This is a genomic window from Methylobacterium trifolii (genome assembly GCF_022179685.1).
GTDB lineage: Bacteria > Pseudomonadota > Alphaproteobacteria > Rhizobiales > Beijerinckiaceae > Methylobacterium > Methylobacterium trifolii.
In genome coordinates this window covers 1-15,878 of the sequence record NZ_BPRB01000163.1, presented here as the reverse complement: position 1 = coordinate 15,878, position 15,878 = coordinate 1, and the positions used below count along the sequence as shown (strand labels likewise).

At 69.0% G+C, this 15,878-nt stretch carries 14 protein-coding genes and 2 pseudogenes; 6 read left to right on the top strand and 10 right to left on the bottom strand.

Annotated elements, in window-relative coordinates; all coding sequences use genetic code 11:
- Positions 1-3: 3 nt before the first annotated feature.
- The gene (locus tag COGEMETH_RS14705; protein WP_238183374.1) at positions 4-714 is read right to left on the bottom strand and encodes an SDR family oxidoreductase; all 711 of its coding nucleotides are present in this window, start codon (positions 712-714) and stop codon (positions 4-6) included.
- A gap of 124 nt (positions 715-838) precedes the next feature.
- Between COGEMETH_RS14705 and COGEMETH_RS14700 the strand changes: the two genes are divergently transcribed.
- The gene (locus tag COGEMETH_RS14700; protein ID WP_238183373.1) at positions 839-1,753 is read left to right on the top strand and encodes a LysR family transcriptional regulator; all 915 of its coding nucleotides are present in this window, start codon (positions 839-841) and stop codon (positions 1,751-1,753) included.
- A 391-nt stretch (positions 1,754-2,144) separates the two neighbouring features.
- The gene (locus COGEMETH_RS14695; protein WP_238183372.1) at positions 2,145-2,648 is read left to right on the top strand and encodes a CsbD family protein; all 504 of its coding nucleotides are present in this window, start codon (positions 2,145-2,147) and stop codon (positions 2,646-2,648) included.
- Positions 2,649-2,717: 69 nt separating this feature from the next.
- Here COGEMETH_RS14695 and COGEMETH_RS14690 read toward each other — a convergent pair whose 3' ends face one another.
- Positions 2,718-3,641 (bottom strand): LysR family transcriptional regulator, encoded by a 924-nt coding sequence (locus COGEMETH_RS14690; protein WP_238183371.1) that lies wholly within the window; start codon positions 3,639-3,641, stop codon positions 2,718-2,720.
- Between the two features lie 101 nt (positions 3,642-3,742).
- Between COGEMETH_RS14690 and COGEMETH_RS14685 the strand changes: the two genes are divergently transcribed.
- Positions 3,743-4,183, top strand: coding sequence for a DoxX family protein (locus COGEMETH_RS14685; RefSeq protein ID WP_238183370.1), 441 nt, complete (start codon positions 3,743-3,745; stop codon positions 4,181-4,183).
- Between the two features lie 42 nt (positions 4,184-4,225).
- Positions 4,226-5,134, top strand: a complete 909-nt coding sequence (locus COGEMETH_RS14680) for a VOC family protein (RefSeq protein ID WP_238183369.1) — start codon at positions 4,226-4,228, stop codon at positions 5,132-5,134.
- Between the two features lie 51 nt (positions 5,135-5,185).
- Here the strand turns inward: COGEMETH_RS14680 and COGEMETH_RS14675 are convergent.
- The 5 genes and pseudogenes from COGEMETH_RS14675 to COGEMETH_RS14655 all read right to left on the bottom strand — a co-directional run bounded on the left by COGEMETH_RS14675 (position 5,186) and on the right by COGEMETH_RS14655 (position 12,357).
- Positions 5,186-6,402: pseudogene (locus COGEMETH_RS14675) on the bottom strand (patatin-like phospholipase family protein).
- 56 nt (positions 6,403-6,458) lie between these two features.
- Entirely contained in the window at positions 6,459-7,025 is a 567-nt protein-coding gene (locus COGEMETH_RS14670; RefSeq protein WP_283214995.1) for a TetR/AcrR family transcriptional regulator, read from the bottom strand.
- A 20-nt stretch (positions 7,026-7,045) separates the two neighbouring features.
- Complete coding sequence (locus COGEMETH_RS14665; protein WP_238183367.1) at positions 7,046-10,141, bottom strand: efflux RND transporter permease subunit; 3,096 nt, start codon at positions 10,139-10,141, stop codon at positions 7,046-7,048.
- A gap of 87 nt (positions 10,142-10,228) precedes the next feature.
- Positions 10,229-11,302: an efflux RND transporter periplasmic adaptor subunit gene (locus tag COGEMETH_RS14660; protein ID WP_147751751.1), complete on the bottom strand. Its 1,074-nt coding sequence runs from the start codon at positions 11,300-11,302 to the stop codon at positions 10,229-10,231.
- Positions 11,299-12,357, bottom strand: a complete 1,059-nt coding sequence (locus COGEMETH_RS14655; protein ID WP_147764910.1) for an efflux RND transporter periplasmic adaptor subunit — start codon at positions 12,355-12,357, stop codon at positions 11,299-11,301. The genes COGEMETH_RS14660 and COGEMETH_RS14655 overlap by 4 nt, the downstream gene beginning before the upstream one ends.
- 230 nt (positions 12,358-12,587) lie before the next feature.
- Here COGEMETH_RS14655 and COGEMETH_RS14650 point away from each other — a divergent pair, with 230 nt between their 5' ends.
- Together COGEMETH_RS14650 and COGEMETH_RS14645 are read left to right on the top strand one after the other, a co-directional pair.
- The gene (locus COGEMETH_RS14650; protein ID WP_147764909.1) at positions 12,588-13,232 is read left to right on the top strand and encodes a TetR/AcrR family transcriptional regulator; all 645 of its coding nucleotides are present in this window, start codon (positions 12,588-12,590) and stop codon (positions 13,230-13,232) included.
- A 20-nt stretch (positions 13,233-13,252) separates the two neighbouring features.
- On the top strand, positions 13,253-13,696 hold the full coding sequence (locus COGEMETH_RS14645) for a hypothetical protein (protein ID WP_238183366.1): 444 nt from the start codon (positions 13,253-13,255) through the stop codon (positions 13,694-13,696).
- Between the two features lie 180 nt (positions 13,697-13,876).
- Here COGEMETH_RS14645 and COGEMETH_RS14640 read toward each other — a convergent pair.
- From COGEMETH_RS14640 to COGEMETH_RS14630, 3 genes and pseudogenes are all read right to left on the bottom strand, one after another.
- Positions 13,877-14,515, bottom strand: a pseudogene (locus COGEMETH_RS14640) (Na+/H+ antiporter NhaA); the annotation flags it as partial.
- Between the two features lie 136 nt (positions 14,516-14,651).
- Positions 14,652-15,053 (bottom strand): DUF190 domain-containing protein, encoded by a 402-nt coding sequence (locus tag COGEMETH_RS14635; RefSeq protein ID WP_018042929.1) that lies wholly within the window; start codon positions 15,051-15,053, stop codon positions 14,652-14,654.
- Positions 15,054-15,063: 10 nt separating this feature from the next.
- On the bottom strand, positions 15,064-15,878 hold an 815-nt coding region (locus COGEMETH_RS14630; protein WP_238183365.1), incomplete at its 5' end, for a chloride channel protein.

Sequence of the window (15,878 nt, the reverse complement as noted above, 5' to 3'; positions counted from 1 at the left end):
CCTTCACGCGATGGTGCCGCCGCCGTCGACGGTGACGGTCGAGCCCGTGGCATAGGGGTTCGTGGCCACGAACAGGATGGCCTGGGCGATGTCGTCGGGATGCCCGATCCGGCGTGCAGGCAGATGCGCGGCGCGACGCTCGAACATCGCCTGCCGGTCGGCCGAATCCATCCGCGCATAGAGCGGCGTATCCACGAGCCCGGGCGACACCGTGTTGAACCGGACCGGCGCCCGCTCCAAGGCCAGGCCGCGCGAAAGGGCATCAAGCGCGGCGTTGATCGCCCCCTGCAGGACGGCGGTGGGACTAGGACGGTGACTGAGGTAGCCCGAGACGAAGGTCAGGGATCCGCCGTCGACGATCCGCGCCGACCGGGCGACACGGTAGGCACCCCAGAACTTCGAATCCATCGCCGACCTGGCGTCCTCGAAAGGAAGCTCGGCCACCGAGCCGGTTTTCGTGGAAGCTGCGGCGACGACGATGTGGTCGAAAGGCTTCCTGCCGCCGAAGAAGGCTTCGACTTCGGCTTGCCTGGCGAAATCGAGCACGGTCGCCTCCGCATCTGCGGCTCGCGCGGCGTCGTCGAGCTTCGCGCCCGGAAGGCCCGCCGCGACGACCCGGGCACCGCTCCGCGCGAAAAGCTGCGTTGTCGCCGAACCAATTCCGCCGGCAGCGCCGACGACGAGGACCGTCCGTCCGTTCAGGTCCAGAGGCATGGCATCAGTCTCCTCTAAGTTGCGCCGGGGAAGCGACCCCGTTCGTCACCACAACCTAACTCTTGCTTTTCGGCTGATAAGCCAGGTTACAGTTGATTTATTCTTGAAAGAGGGTTGAGGATCGATGCTCGACGATCTGAACGAGTTACGCACCTTCCGTCGCATCGCGGCGCTCGGCAGCCTGACGGCGGCGGCGCGCGATCTCGGAGTCGGGCTGGCTGTCGTGAGCAAGCGCTTGACGACGCTCGAACGCAGGGCCGGTGTAAGATTGATCCAACGCTCCACGCGGAGCCTGTCGATAACGGACGAGGGCCAGACCCTGCTCGTTCAGGTGGAACGGGCGCTGGACGCCATCGAATCCGCCGAGGAGCGCCTCGCGACCGGGCGTGACGAGCCGATGGGATTGCTGCGGGTCGGCGCGCCGGTCTCGTTCGGGCGGCGGCACGTCGCACCGGTCCTGGGCCGCCTCGCGGCACGGCATCCCCGGCTCGAAGTCGACCTCAGGCTCGACGACCGCGTTACCGACCTCATCGGCGAGCGCATCGAGGTGGCAATCCGCATCGGGCCCCCACGCGACAGCACGATGATCATGCGTCGGCTAGCCGACAACCGGCGTATCCTGGTCGCGGCGCCCGACTACCTCGACCGGCATGGACGCCCGTCGAAGCCTGAAGACGTCGTCGGCCTGGAAGGCTTGAGCTACGGGGATGCGACGATGCCGTGGCGCTTGCTTGGTCCGGGAGGCGTCGAGACGGAATTCCGTCTCAGGATGCGCCTTCGCTCGGACAGCGGCGACGCGGTGCACGATTGGGCTCTTGCGGGGGCAGGCATCATGCTGAAGTCCGCCCTGGACCTCTCAACCGACCTCGCCGCGAACCGGCTGGAAAGGGTGCTCCCGGACTATGCGAGCGCGCCGTCGCCGGTCTACGCCCTGTTCGCGTCCGCCCAAACGATGTCGACCAGGGCGAGGGTGTTCATCGATGCGATGGTCGTCGAACTGGCGGATCCCGGGAACACATCGGCCGTCATGCCCACCTAAGCGGCCATCCCGCCTCCGACGTCTTCAGGAAGGCAAGGCCCACGTGCTCCGCTGACGATCAGGCGGTCATTCGCGCGAGCCCGCTCTCGTCGCGGACGACGCCTAGCGTCCCGACCCTGCGGCCTCCCTATTCCTCAGGGTGCACCTCGCGGCTCGGGACGCCCGCCCGCCAAGCCGTCCGCGAGGCGCTCGGCTTCGGCCTCACGGTCGGCGAACTCGGTCAAGTCCTCGAAGGCCTCGATCCCACGGACCTGGTCCCGCCGCATCCCGACGAGGACCCGGTGGACTACGGCCCGCGGGCGGCGAGCGAGATCATGGTCCGGTACCTCGTCGCCTGAGGAGCGCCGGGCCAAGAACACCACCCCTCTCCCACCCAAGAAGGAACGACAACATGGTCGATACGCATCGCATCACGGGCGCCGCCAAGGAACTCGGCGGCAAGGTACAGGGCGCCGTCGGCGACCTCACAGGTTCGCACCGCCATTCGGCGCAGGGACGTCTTCACGAGGCCGAGGGAGCCGCCGAGAACCTCTACGGCCCGGCACGGGATGCCGTGCGCGACGTCGCGGACCAGGTCGAGGATGCCGCTCGCCACGCCGGCGGCCGCGTCCGGGACGCCATTGACCATCTCGCTGACCGGGACGAGGTCGAGCATCGCCTCCACCGGGCCGGGGATGCGGCCGAGGCGCATTTCCACGATGCGGAACGAACGGCACGCCACGTCGCCCGGGAGGCCCGCGCCCATGCCGAGGACGCCTATCGCGCCGGCGGCCGCCACCTGCACGACGCGAGGCGCGAGGCGGCGCATCGGATCTCCGAGCACCCCGTCAACGCGCTGCTCGTCGCCGGTATCCTCGGCTACGGCCTCTCGCTGCTCGTCCACCGGCGTCACTGACGCCGGGGCCGGGTCCCCGAACTCCCGGGCGAACGGTCGCCCTGGTCATACGCGCAGCCGCCCCGGCCTTCAGGACACGGGCGGCTGCGTGTCCGCGTCGCCGCCCAGCCTCGCCAGAAGCCAGCGGCCCGCCGGTCCCAGGGGCTCGTCCCGCCGATAGGCCGCGACCAGCGTGATGTGGCGGAGCGCCCCGTTGTCGTTCCAGTCCTCCGTGGGGAGGTGCACGAGGCGGCCCGCGGCAAGGTCATCCGCCACGAGCGCATCGGGGAGCCTGCCCCACCCGATGCCGGCCAGCAGCAGGGCGTGCTTGGCCGCCAAATCCGTCACCCGCCAGGTGTTGGCCGCCGCCACGCCGATCTCCTGGTCGGCGGGCGCTTTCGTGCCTTCCGTCAGCACGATCTGGAGGTGGTCGCGCAACGTCTCGGCACCCAGCGGGCCGGCCAGGGCCAACGGGTGGGACGGCGCGGCCACGTCGATGAGCGTGATCGCCCCGATTACCCGCTTCACCATCGTGTCCGGAAGCAGCATGCCGAACACGACGTGGATGTCCGCGGGCTCCCTCGATCCCGCGCTGTCCCGCACGTCCAACGAGAACGGCTGGATGCCGATGCGGAGCCGGACGCTCGGATAGGCGTCGGCGAAGGCGGCGAGGGCCGGCGCGAGTAGCCCCACCGGCACGAGGGCGCCGAGGCTGAGGTGCAGGCCCGTCTCCAACCCCCGCTTGATCTCCCGGGCCTGGATACGGAACCGGCCGACATCGTCGAGGATGCGGCGCGCCTGGGGCAGCAGCGCCAGACCCGAGGGGCTCAAGGCGGGCCTGTAGACGGTCCGGTCGAAGAGCTCGGTCTCGACCTGCTCCTCAAGCTTCTGGATCGCGTAGGTGATGGCGGATTGGGCCCGGTTGAGCCTGCGCCCAGCCTCCGAGAAGCTGCCGGCCTCCACCACTGCCACGAACACATGGAACTGGTCGAGCGTGAGTGCATCCATCATCATCGTCAGATCCGATGGGGATCATCGAGACAATCCCGGTTTCATCGATGATCGAGACCTAGCACGTTGTGGGTCGCTCAACACCCAAACCGGAGCCCTCGACGATGTCCCAGACCCTTTCTCCCGCCCTGCGGCCCTCGGACCGGTCTTCCGGCAAGGCCCTCCGCATCGGTCTCTGGATCGCCCAGGGCTTGGTGGCGCTCGTGTTCGTCCTCGCGGGCTTGACCAAGCTGACGACGCCGATTCCCGACCTGTCCGCGATGATGCCCTGGACCGGGCAGTTCCCCGAGGCGTTCGTCCGCCTGATCGGCATCGTCGACATCGCGGGCGGGCTCGGGATCATCCTTCCGGCCGCGACCCGCATCCTGCCTCGCCTGACGGTCGTCACCGCGCTCTGCTGCGTGGTGCTGCAACTCCTGGCGATGGCCTTCCACGTCTCGCGTGGCGAGATCCCGGTGCTGCCGCTCAACCTCGTGCTGCTGACCCTCTCGGCCTTCGTCCTGTGGGGCCGCGCCACCAGGGCGCCAATCGCACCGCGCTCGTGATCCTCGAACGACCCCTACGACAACCAACCCGGGCCGTATGCCATGTCCCTGACCGACCAGACCGCCGACCACGACCAAGGATCACCCAGTCTCCTCGACAAGGCACCCGGTCGGATCGGGCGCGTCGACCTCGTCGTCCGCGACCTCGACCGAACCCGTCGCTTCTACGAGGAGACCATCGGCCTCGCCCCGATGGGCCGCGAGGGGCCGACGCTCCACCTCGGCGCCGGTGGCCCGGCCCTTCTGTCCCTGACGCACGAGCCGGACGCCGATGCGCCGGCACCGGGTTCGGCCGGCCTTTTCCATACCGCCTTCCTGCTGCCGTCGCGGAGGCAGCTCGGGGCATGGTTGGATCACGCGATGCGGCGCGGGGTCGTCCTCGAAGGCGCATCGGACCATCGCGTGAGCGAGGCCTTGTACCTCCGCGATCCGGAGGGGAACGGCGTCGAGGTCTATGCGGACCGGCCGAGCGAAACCTGGACGGTCATCGACGACCTCGTCCGGATGGGCAGCGAGCGGCTCGACCTTCGAGAGCTGATGCGGGCCAAGTACCGTCCATGGTCCGGGATGCCGTCAGACGGCTGCATCGGGCATGTCCACCTCCAGGTCGGCGACCTCGCCCTGGCGGATCGGTTCTACGCGACGCTCCTCGGTTTCCAGGCCAACGAACTGGTGCCGAGCGCACGCTTCTACGGCATGGGCGGGTACCATCATCAGTTCGCGGCCAACATCTGGAGAAGCGCCGGGGCCGGACCGCGCAAGCCAGGCAGTACAGGTCTCGCGGGCTTCGAGATCCTCATGCGCGACGCGGCCTGCCTCACGGCGCTTCGAGCGACCGTGCGGTCCATCCGAGAGGACACCCGAGAGGACGGCGGCGACCTCATCCTCCGTGATCCCTGGAACACATCGGTTCGCGTGAGGAGCGCGTTGGGTCAGGCGAACCCTTTGTGAGGCATCGACCGCGAATCATCGCGGAACGATGCAATCCGAACATCGGCCCCTTCAGAACTCGGATCCCGGGCCTCGCCGAGGCGCTCCGACCGAGCTTGCAACGTCGCCGGGCGCGGTCAGCGGAACCGTGCTGCGCCAGGCGGTCCCGGATCGCGCCTTCCCGAAGCCGGCCAAGTAGAGGCTTCGCATGTACGAGACCTCGAAGCCGTTCACCGTCGTTGGCCTGGGAGCGGCCCCGTCGATGTAGGCGAGGTGGAACCCTGCCCGGTGGCTCGCAGCAAAGGCGTAGGCCGCCGCCAGGCTCGCCGAGCTACGTGCCTGCGCCCCGGTGGCGAGGGTCTGCTGGACGATGGGAAGGGTCTCGGCCCGCACGATCTCGAACTCGGGATCGATCCGCCCGTTCATGAGCACGTAGAAGTCGGCCTTCCCCGGGGCGCCACGGATCCTGTCACCGACGAGCGCCGCCTGGGGCAGGATGAAGACCGGCGCGACCACGGCGCCGTCGACGTGGAGTTCCTGGTGGAGGCGTCCCTCGGCCTGCACGTCGAGAAGCTGCGGCCGGAACACCGCCGGCACGCTGGCCGACGCCGTGAGCACGTCACGGAACAGGGCGGCGGCGTTCGGGGCGCCGCTCGCGGCGATGGTGCCCATGTTCCAGACCATGGCCCGCTTGGCGTCGAGGTTCGTGGTCATGACCAGGAGCCGTCGACCCTTCGCGTGCTCGCTTGCCACCGCCGCCAGCAGGTCGGTGGTGACGTACGCCCGACGAGGTCGCGAAGGCGCTGGTCCCCGAACAACTCCGATCCGAAGACCACGTTGGCGAGGCTGGGATTGGCGACGAGCGAGGACGCGACGCCGCTCGTATAGATCTCGGTGAGGACCGGGTCGTAGGCCGCGCCCAGGAAGGCGAACGGCGCGATCAGCGCCCCGGTGCTGACGCCCGAGACGAGGGAGAACTCAGGCCGCGTTCCCGCCGCCGACCAGCCGTTGAGAACCCCGGCCCCGTAAGCGCCGTCGTCGCCGCCGCCCGACAGCGCCAGGTATGTGAACAGCCTCGAACGCGGCGGCTGGGTCCCCATGAAGGTGGCGTACCGATCCAGGGGGACGTCGGCGAAGATCCGTGCGCCGGGAATCCCCGCCACTTCGGCCGCAGCGGATTCGCTCGCGGTGTAGGGCGTCCGCGGAAGCGAGGCGCAGGCCCCGAGGCTCGACAGGGCGGACGCCGCGAGGACGGCCCGTATCCGGCCTGCGAATGGCATGGTCTTCATCGTAAGCCTCTCGCTTGCCCTCGACCGAGGGTCGGTCACGCGCGCGCTCGGCCGGCTCAGGCTTGGGCGAGGCGCAGAAGGTCCTTCAGGGCCGCGGCCCGCCTGGCCGGGTCGGCCGGTCCCAGCCCGAGGGCGAGGGCGAGCCAGGAGCCCTCGACGAGAGCCCGCACGGCGTCGGCACGGCCCGGGTCGATGCCGTTCAGGTCCGGGCCCAGCCATGCGTCGGAGAAGCCCTGCCACTTGTGGAGCGCCTCCGGGTCGGACAGCAGCGCCGCCAGGATGAGGGGCCGGTCGCAGGCAGGGTCCGGCGCGACGTGGGCCTGGACGTAGGCCCTCAGACGACGCCCGCGCGGGTCGGGATCGGTCGCCACGAGACGGAGCAGGTCCCGCTGGAGCCGGTCGATCTGGTCGTCGAGCAACGAGGCCCGCAGCCTCGCCTTGCTGGGGAAGTGATGGAGGAGCCCGCCCTTGCTGGTGCGCGCCTCCCGCGCGACGGCCTCCAACGTCAGCGCCTGGACGCCATGGCGCAGGAGCACGCGGCAAGCGGCCCGGAGGAGCCGCTCCTTGCGGTCAGAGCCCCTCCGGCCGCGGATCGGCGATGCCGGCGGCGTGGCCGATCCCATCGGATCGTGGGCCGCGAGGATCACGCCGGCACCTGACTGTGGCCATGCGGGTCCGCGGCGGTCGCCGCCTTTCCTTCGCCCCGACCGGGCTTGATCCGGTACCAGCCGACATACAGGGCGGGCAGGAAGAACAGGGTCAGGAAGGTGCCGGCGATGATGCCGCCGATCATGGCATAGGCCATCGGCCCCCAGAAGATCTCGCGCGCGATGGGGATCATCGCGAGGCTGGCGGCGGCGGCCGTGAGGAGGATGGGCCGCATGCGATGGCAGGTCGCCTCGACCACGGCGTCCCACCTCGGCATGCCCGTGGCCTCGTACTCCTCGATCTGGGCGACCATGATTACCGAGTTGCGGATGATGATGCCGATGAGGGCCAGCACGCCGAGGATCGCGACGAAGCCGAGCGGCGCCCCCGAGGGCAGGAGGGCCGCCACGACGCCGATGAGGCCGAGGGGCGCGACGCTGACCACCAGGAAGAGCTTCTGGATGCTCTGCAGCTGCACCATGAGGAAGAAGGCCATGGCGAGGAGCATCACAGGCGCCACGGCCGCGATGGGACCGGCACCCTTCCCGCTTTCCTCGACCTCGCCACCCGTCGCGAGGACGTAGCCCGCGGGAAGCGTCTTCCGGAACGCCTCGATCTCGGGCTTCAGGGCGGCCACGACCGTGGCCGCCTGCGTGGCGTCCTTGATGGTGGCCTTGACGGTGATGGTGGGGAGCCGGTCGCGCCGCCAGACAATGGGTTGCTCCAGGTCGTAGCGGATCTTGGCGAAGGCCAGCAGGGAGACGGTGCTGCCGTTGGGGAGCGGGACCTGGAGGCTCTTCAGGGTGTCGATGGAGTGCCGCTCGGCGGCCTGGGCGCGGCTGACCACGTTCACGAGATAGATCGAGTCCCGGACCTGGGTGATGCTGCCGCCGCCCACGACCCCGTTGAGGATGGTGGCGATGTCCTTCGAGGTGATGCCGAGCTGGCGCGCCTTGTCCTGCAGGATCTCGACCTTGAGCACCTTGCCGGGCTCGTTCCAGTCGAGGGTCGGGACGGACAGGCTGGCATTCGCGGCGACGATGTTCGACAGCGTCATCGCCGACTGGCGCACCACCTGCAGGTCGGGGCCGCCGATCCGGTACTGGATCGGGCGTCCGACCGGCGGCCCGATGTCCAGCGGATGCACGAAGACGTCGGTGCCGACGAAGTCCCGCTTCGCGACCTCGCTCAGGCGCGCGATGGTGCGGCCGCGCGCTTCCAGGGAGGCCGTCTCGATGACGATCTGGCCGAAGAAGGCGTTGGCGAGTTGCTGGTCCAGCGGAAGGTAGAAGCGGACGGCGCCCTGTCCGACGTAGGAGGTCCAGTGCCGGATCTCGGGATCGCCCTTCAGCACGCTCTCGAAGCGGTCCATCTGGGCCTGCGTCTCGCCGATGCTGGCGCTCTGCGGCAGCGTCATGTCGACGAGCACCTCGGGCCGATCCGAGGACGGGAAGAACTGCTGCTGGACGAAGCCGAGGCCGTAGACGGAGGCCCCGAGCAGCGCGACGCAGACCGTCACGGTCAGCCAGCGATGGCGCATGGCGGGCAGGAGCAGGGCGCGGAAGGCCGAGAGCGTGCGGCTCGGCTTGTCGTGGTGGCCCTTGATGGCCTTCGGCAGGATCTTGACCCCGATCAGGGGGGTGAACGCCACGGCCACCACCCATGAGACGAGGAGCGAGACCGCGATGACGACGAAGAGCGAGTAGGTGTACTCGCCCGCCGACGAGCCGTTGAATCCGATGGGGATGAAGCCCGCCACCGTCACGAGCGTGCCCGTCAGCATCGGGAAGGCGGTGGAGGTGTAGGCGAAGACGGCGGCCTTCTGCAGGCTGTCGCCGACCTCCAAACGTGCGACCATCATCTCGACGGAGATCATGGCGTCGTCGACCAGGAGGCCGAGCGCGATGATGAGCGCGCCGAGCGAGATGCGCTGGAGCGTCACCCCCATGGCGTCCATGATCACGAAGGTGATGGCCAGGACCAGCGGGATGGAGAGCGAGACGACGAGGCCGGCGCGCCACCCCAGGCTGATGAAGCTCACCGCCAGAACGATCACTACCGCCTCGATCAGGGCCTGGACGAAGCCGCCCACGGCCTCCTCCACGATCTTGGGCTGGTCTGAGACGAGGTGGATGCCGACGCCCGCGGGCAGGTCGGCTTCGAGCTCGCGCATCTTCTCCTTCAGCGCCTCGCCGAAGTGCAGGAGATTGGCGCTGGCCTGCATGGCGACGGCGAGCCCGATGGCGGGCTGGCCGTCGTAGCGGAACAGGGCCTCGGGCGGATCGGTGAAGCCGCGGGAGATCTCGGCCACGTCCGAGAGCCGGAAGAAGCGGTCGTTGATCCGCAGGTTGATGGCCTTCAGGCTGTTCTCGTCCGTGAACTGCCCGCCGACGCGCACGCTGACCTGCTCGGGCCCGGCCTGGATCACGCCCGAGGGCTGGACGGCGTTCTGGGCCTGCAGGGTGTTGATGACGCTCTGCATGTCGATGCCGAGCGCGGCGAGCTTGCGCACCGAGAAGTCGAGGTAGATCACCTCGTCGCGCGCGCCCAGGATCTGGGTCTTGCCGACGTTCTCCACGGCCAGGACGCCGGTGCGCACCTGCTCGACGTAGTCGCGGAGCTGACGCATCGAGAGGCCGTCCGACGTGAAGGCGTAGATGTTGCCGAACACGTCGCCGAACTCGTCGTTGTAGCCCAGCGGCTGGACGCCCTGCGGGAACGTGCCCTGGATGTCGCCGAGGCGCTTGCGCACCTGGTAGAACAGCCACGGGATGGTTTTGGGGGGCGTGGTCTCGCGAAGGTTGACGAACACGGTTGTCTGGCCCGGGGTCGTGTAGCTCTTCGTGTAATCGACCGCGTTGATCTGCTTGACCTCCTTCTCGATGCGCTCGGTCACCTGTTGCAGCGTCTCGTCGATGGTGGCGCCCGGCCAGCGGGCCTGGACGACCATGGTCTTGATCGCAAAGGCCGGGTCCTCCTCGCGCCCGAGCTTGGTGTAGGCCATGGCCCCGGCCAACAGCGCGATGGCCATGAGGAACCAGATGAAGGACCGGTGGGACAGCGCCCATTCCGAGATGTTGAAGGATTTCATCGGCGCATCCTTGCGCGGCTCGACAGGTCCGGGACCCGCGGGTGAACGGAAAGGGCGATTGGAGGGGAAGACCGCGGCGGATCGGGCCTAGAGGTCGGTCTCGGGAAGCCGGACGGCCTGGCCCTCGGTGAAGCCGTGGACGCCGGCGACGGCGACCTTCTCGCCGGCCTTGAGACCGGTCCCGACGAAGGCGCGACCCTCCTCGCGTTCCAGGATCGTGACCTCGCGGCGGTTTATGGTCCTGCCGTCCGGGGCGACGACCCAGACCGCGGCGTGGCCGTCGTCCTCGACGAGGGCCGTCGACGGCACCGGGAAGCGCGGAGAGACCGGCCGCTCGAACGCGACCGTGACGGTATTGCCGAGGCGGAAACCATCGGGCGGATCGATCAGGGACATGCGCACGCGTCGCGTCCGGGTCGAGGCTTCGGCCAGGGGACCGATCTCGCGCACGCGGGCCCTGGCGGTGACCTCGGGAACCTCCTGGAGCCTGACCGTGAACTCGATGTCCTTCGGCATTTCGCCGATCAGATCGTCCGGGATGTCGACCACGGCCTCGCGCACGTCGGGACGCGCCATCGTGACCACCACCTGCCCCGGCGGGACCACCTGCCCGACCTCGGCGCTCCACGCCGTGACGACGCCGTCGAAGCCCGCGGTGAGCGTGGCGTAGCCGAGCTCGTCCGTGGCCTTCTGCAGGGCGGCCTTGGCCTGGGCCAGCCGGGCGTCGGCGGTGTCGCGATTGGCCACCGCCCCGTCGAGCTGGGCCTGCGTCACGGCGCTGTTGTTCTCGAACAGGATGCGTTGCCGCCCCTCGGCGGCCGAGGCGTTCTTCACTTGCGCCTGGGCATCGGCCACGTCGGCGCGGGCCCGCACCAGGGCGAACTGCTGCACGGTGGGATCAAGGGCGGCAAGCCGCGTGCCCTTGGCGACTTGGTCGCCGACGAAGACGTCGCGGGCGACGATGCGACCGCCGATCCGGAAGCCGAGTTGGCTCTCGTAGCGAGGCTGGACCGTGCCCGCGAAGGGGCCGAAGGTCCGGGCTTCCTCCAGTGCCACGGTCGTCGTCAGGACCGGGCGGACCGGCGGCGGGGCCTCGGCCTTCTGCTCCTTGCAGCCCGAAAGGGCGACGAGGGCGGCGATGGGGAGGACGAGGCGTCTCACGGCGTGCCCTTTCCGGCGACGGTGACCTTTCGGCCCGGTGACAGGAACTGGATGCCGGCGGTGACGACCTCCTCGCCGGGCTCGACGCCACCGGCGAGGACGATGCCCGAGCCTTCGTAGCGGTCGATCTCGACGGGCTTGGGCGACACGCTCCCCGTTCCCGGGTCGAGGACCCACACCGCCGACGCGTCCTTCCATCGGAAGAGCGCGCTCCACGGCAGCGTCACCGCATCCCGCGGGCGCAGGCGGGCACGTCCGAGCACCACCGCCCCCAGCGACATCCCGGCCGGCACCGCGTCGAGACCGATCTTCACGCGGACGCCGCCGGAGTTCGTGTCGACGGTGGGGGAGATCTCCCGCACGGTCCCGACTGTGGTCACGCGCGGGTCGGCCTGGAGCGAGACGTCGACCTTCCGGCTCTCGGGGGGCGGCTCCAGCAGGATGGTCGGGACCGTGAAGACGGCGTCGCGGCTTCCGTCCTGCGCCAGCGTGAACACGGTCTGGCCAGAGGAGACCACCTGGCCTGCCTCCGCGCTGCGGGCTGTGATGATGCCGGCCACGCCGGTCCGAAGCTCGGTGTAGGTGAACTGCTCCTTGGCCGTACCGAGGGCCGCCCGGGCCGAATCGACCGACGCCTGCGTCGTTCGAAGCTGCTGCTCCGCCCCGTCGTAGGTGGTGCGGGTGGTGTAGCCGCTCTTCATCAGGGTCTGCTGGCGCTCGAAGTTCACCTTGGCCTGTATAAGGAGCGCCTCGGCGGAGTTGAGAGCGGCCTGGGCGGTGTCGACGTTGACCTGTTGCTCCTGCGTCTCCAGCCTCGCGATGACCTGGTCGGCCCGGACATGGTCCCCGACCTCGGCCAGGCGCTCCGAGATCTTGCCGGTCACGCGGAAGGAGACGTTGGACAGATACTTCGCCTGGATGTCCCCGCTCAGCACCACGTCCTCCGAGACCGGGGCGCGGACCGCGGTGACCGTCTTCACAGAGACCGCCTCGGTCGCAACCGCATCACTTGCGACGAGCAGCGCCACCGAAAGAAGGGTCAGGCGGGTCATCATGGGATCGGGCTCCGTATCACCCGCGTGGACGGGGGGGCGAAGGAGCGGCTGCGAGGGGGCGAAGCAGCCGCTCCTTCTCGGCCGTCGCTCCCGGGGGGCGACGGCCATTCCGGTGCCCCTGGATGGGGCGAAGGGGTTGTCCCGTACGGCCACGCGGCCATGAAGGCGACGCGCTTGCCGGGATGCCCATGATCTACTAATAACTAACCAGTCAGTCAACAGGGAATGAGATGAGCAAGGCGGCGGTGGGACCGAGGCAGAGGCGCAAGGAAGCGCGACCGGGCGAGATCCTGGAGGCGGCGTTCGAGGAGTTCGCCCTCAAGGGCTTCGCTGGGACGCGGGTCGACGACGTGGCCCTTCGCGCCGGGATCACGAAGGGCACGGTCTACCTCTACTTCCCGAGCAAGGAGGATCTTTTCGTCGCCACCTTCAAGGAAATGGTGCAGCCCACCCTCGACCTACTCGCCAGCTTGGCGACCAATCCGAAGGGCCCGGCGATGGAGATCCTCCGGGCCTACTTCCGGTTCGTCTACGACGCCCTGGTCCATGACCGACGCGGCCGGGAGTTGCTCCGGCTGCTGCTAGCCGACGGGACGCGCTTTCCGGAACTGGCTGTGCGGTGGCACGACGAGGTCATCGGGCCGGTGAACGCCCGGTTGGCCGCCGTCCTCGCCTACGGTGTGGAACGCGGCGAATTCCGGCCTGTCGCCGCTAGCGAGTTCCCGAACCTGATGATGGCAGCGGCCGTGTCCGCCTCGATCTGGCGCACGCAGTTCGGGGATGCCTACCCCATGGATATGGCCGCCTACTTCGACGCCCACCTCGACATGCTTGAACGGACCCTCGTCGTGGGTCGCGCAGGCGAAGGTCGCTGAGATTCGATCAGGAGGACGTCATGGAAATCGCGGTCCTTACGGCCGCCACCGGCCTGGCCGGCTCCCTCGTGGGCGCGGCCTCGTCGTTGGTGACGACGTGGCTGACCCAGAACGGCGCGCGCAAGGCGCAATGGCAGGCGCAGGAGGCGGGGAAGCGCGAGGCGCTCTACGACGAGTTCATCGCCGAGGCGTCGAAGTGTCTGGCCGACGCGATCACCCACGACCCAGAGGGCCCGGAGGTGGTCGTCGGCATGTTCGCCCTCATCGGCCGCATGCGCCTGAGGTCGACGCGCCCGGTGATCGAGGCGGCCGAGCGGCTGCTTTCACAGGTGGTCGACATCTATGCCTCGCCGAACCTGACCTTCGCCGAGATCCAGGACAGGATCAGACAGGGGAAGGACGCGGACCCCCTCGCCGACTTCGGCGAGACCTGCAGACGGGAACTCGAAGTTCTCCGTATCTAGAACGCCCCCGAAACGCAGTGGCACGCACCACAATAGATCCGATAGGGAACGGTCACAAAAATACACATCCGAGTTTTATAATCGATAGGGCACTTATTTTCCGGTAAATTCGGTATTCAATAATTTATTGGCAGCCATGCTTGATGGTCCGGATGCAGCAGGGGCGGATGCACGATAAGACAGCACGGCGCCGAGGACGAGGTAGGGCGTCAGCCGGCTCACCCCCGCCTTGTTCATGCCGAACAGGCCCGCGAACACGGCCGCCGCCCCGGCGAGCATCGGAAGCGACAGGTCCGCGGTGTAGAAGGCGGCGATGATGAGGATCGCCCCGAGGTCGTCGATGATGGCGAGCGCGGTCAGGAAGATCTTGAGTGACACGGGCACGCGCGACCCGAGCAGGGCCAGCACCCCGAGGGCGAAGGCGATGTCGGTCGCGGTCGGGATCGCCCAACCGCGCAGGGTCTCGGGCGAGTGCCGGTTCACCGCGATCTAGATCAGGGCCGGGGCGACCATGCCGCCAAGCGCCGCGACGCCTGGAAGGACACGGTCGGGCCAGGTCCGCAGGCGTCCGTCGAGGACCTCGCGCTTGATCTCCAGGCCGACGAGCAGGAAGAACGCCGCCATCAGACCATCGTTGACCCAGTGCAGGACGCTGAGGCCGCCGACGTATGTCTTGAGGACTGGGAAGTGGGCGTCCGACCAGCCGGAGTTCGCGATGGCGAGCGCCAGGGCGGCGCTCGCCATCAGGATCAGGCCGTCGGATGCCTCCCCCTGGAGGACGTTACGCAGGGCGGAGATCGGGCGAAGCGGCATGGGCATAGGTCTCCCGCGCTGGCGGCCCGACCAGCGCTGAAGCCTGCCGGTCCGAAGGTCGGACCGCGCACCCATGGCCGGCTATCGCATCCGTTGGCCTATCCGGCGCTCCGATGCCTGGAACGGCCCGGGACGGTCCAGGTCAGGCAGCCCGCCCCGCCGCGCCGACGCCGACATGGCTGACGCTCCAGTGCTCAAGGTGCTTGTAGACGATGACTTTGTTCGCGAGTTGGGCACCGTGCCGGCCGCAGAAGCCTTCGAGCTGCTCGCGGGTACCGATCAGCTCGACGCACATGGTCAGCTCGGGGTTGAGCGACTCGGCCCCATCGTCCTGGATCGGCCCATGGTTGCTGTAGCCGTGGTGGGACTGGTGGGCGACGGCGTTCATGAGGCCCTCCGCCTTGGCCTGGGCGACGAGCTCCCGATAGAGCGGCCTGCCGCCGGAAAACCATCCGGTCCGACCGGTGCCCGCCCGGTCCCGGGGCCTCATGTAGATCCGGATCATGCCGGTCTCGGTCGCGACGACGCGATGCGAAGCGTTCATGTCGGCTCCTTCAGTGGATGGTGGACGAGGGGGCGGGCCGGGGCCCGACGGCCGGCGCGCGCCCCGACCGCGCCTCGCGCAAGGTCGCGCCGCCGGCGAGGCCTGTCGCCGCCTTCGGGACGGCGATGCGCTGCGACAGGTAGATGCCGTTGTGGCCCGAGCAGAGGTACGCGAGGAAGCAGGCCACCGCGAGGTAGACCCCGTGCGTCGCGCCGAAGAGCTCGATGCCCATCAGCGTGCAGGCGAGCGGCGTGTTGGCGGCGCCCGCGAAGACCGCGACGAACCCCAGCGCCGCAAACAGGTCCACCGGCGCGCCGAGCAATCCGGCCAGGGCGTTGCCGAGCGCGGCCCCGATGAAGAACAGGGGGGTGACCTCGCCGCCCTTGAACCCGGCGCTGAGGGTCACGACCGTGAAGAGGACCTTTAGGACCCAGCTCCAGGGATGGATGTCCGGTCCGAAGAAGGTGTTGATGGTCATCCCGCCGGGGTCGGCCGCCGAGACGCCGAGCCCGAGGTAGTCGCGCGTCCCGAGGGCGTAGACGAGGCCGATCACGGCCAGGCCGCCGATCACCGGGCGAAGCGGTCCGTACGGGACCAAGCGCTTGAGCCACCCGCCGAGGAGGTGGTTGGCCTCCGCGAACAGCAAACCGACGAGGCCGAACGCGACGCCGGCGACGGCGACCTTGGCGAGTAGCAGTGGATCGACGGTCAGGGCCTTCGCGCCGCCGGCGAGGAAGTCGACGTGGTAGAATCCGTGGTGGATGCCCCAGGCTTGGCAGGTCCAGTCGCCGACCACCGCGGCGAGGAGTGTCAAACAGCGTTGAA

Bases quoted from the DNA above. Each gene is read 5' to 3' on its own strand.
- COGEMETH_RS14705 (WP_238183374.1), bottom strand. From the start codon at position 714: ATGCCTCTGGACCTGAACGGACGGACGGTCCTCGTCGTCGGCGCTGCC.
- COGEMETH_RS14700 (WP_238183373.1), top strand. From the start codon at position 839: ATGCTCGACGATCTGAACGAGTTACGCACCTTCCGTCGCATCGCGGCG.
- COGEMETH_RS14695 (WP_238183372.1), top strand. From the start codon at position 2,145: ATGGTCGATACGCATCGCATCACGGGCGCCGCCAAGGAACTCGGCGGC.
- COGEMETH_RS14690 (WP_238183371.1), bottom strand. From the start codon at position 3,641: ATGATGATGGATGCACTCACGCTCGACCAGTTCCATGTGTTCGTGGCA.
- COGEMETH_RS14685 (WP_238183370.1), top strand. From the start codon at position 3,743: ATGTCCCAGACCCTTTCTCCCGCCCTGCGGCCCTCGGACCGGTCTTCC.
- COGEMETH_RS14680 (WP_238183369.1), top strand. From the start codon at position 4,226: ATGTCCCTGACCGACCAGACCGCCGACCACGACCAAGGATCACCCAGT.
- COGEMETH_RS14670 (WP_283214995.1), bottom strand. From the start codon at position 7,025: ATGGGATCGGCCACGCCGCCGGCATCGCCGATCCGCGGCCGGAGGGGC.
- COGEMETH_RS14665 (WP_238183367.1), bottom strand. From the start codon at position 10,141: ATGAAATCCTTCAACATCTCGGAATGGGCGCTGTCCCACCGGTCCTTC.
- COGEMETH_RS14655 (WP_147764910.1), bottom strand. From the start codon at position 12,357: ATGATGACCCGCCTGACCCTTCTTTCGGTGGCGCTGCTCGTCGCAAGT.
- COGEMETH_RS14650 (WP_147764909.1), top strand. From the start codon at position 12,588: ATGAGCAAGGCGGCGGTGGGACCGAGGCAGAGGCGCAAGGAAGCGCGA.
- COGEMETH_RS14645 (WP_238183366.1), top strand. From the start codon at position 13,253: ATGGAAATCGCGGTCCTTACGGCCGCCACCGGCCTGGCCGGCTCCCTC.
- COGEMETH_RS14635 (WP_018042929.1), bottom strand. From the start codon at position 15,053: ATGAACGCTTCGCATCGCGTCGTCGCGACCGAGACCGGCATGATCCGG.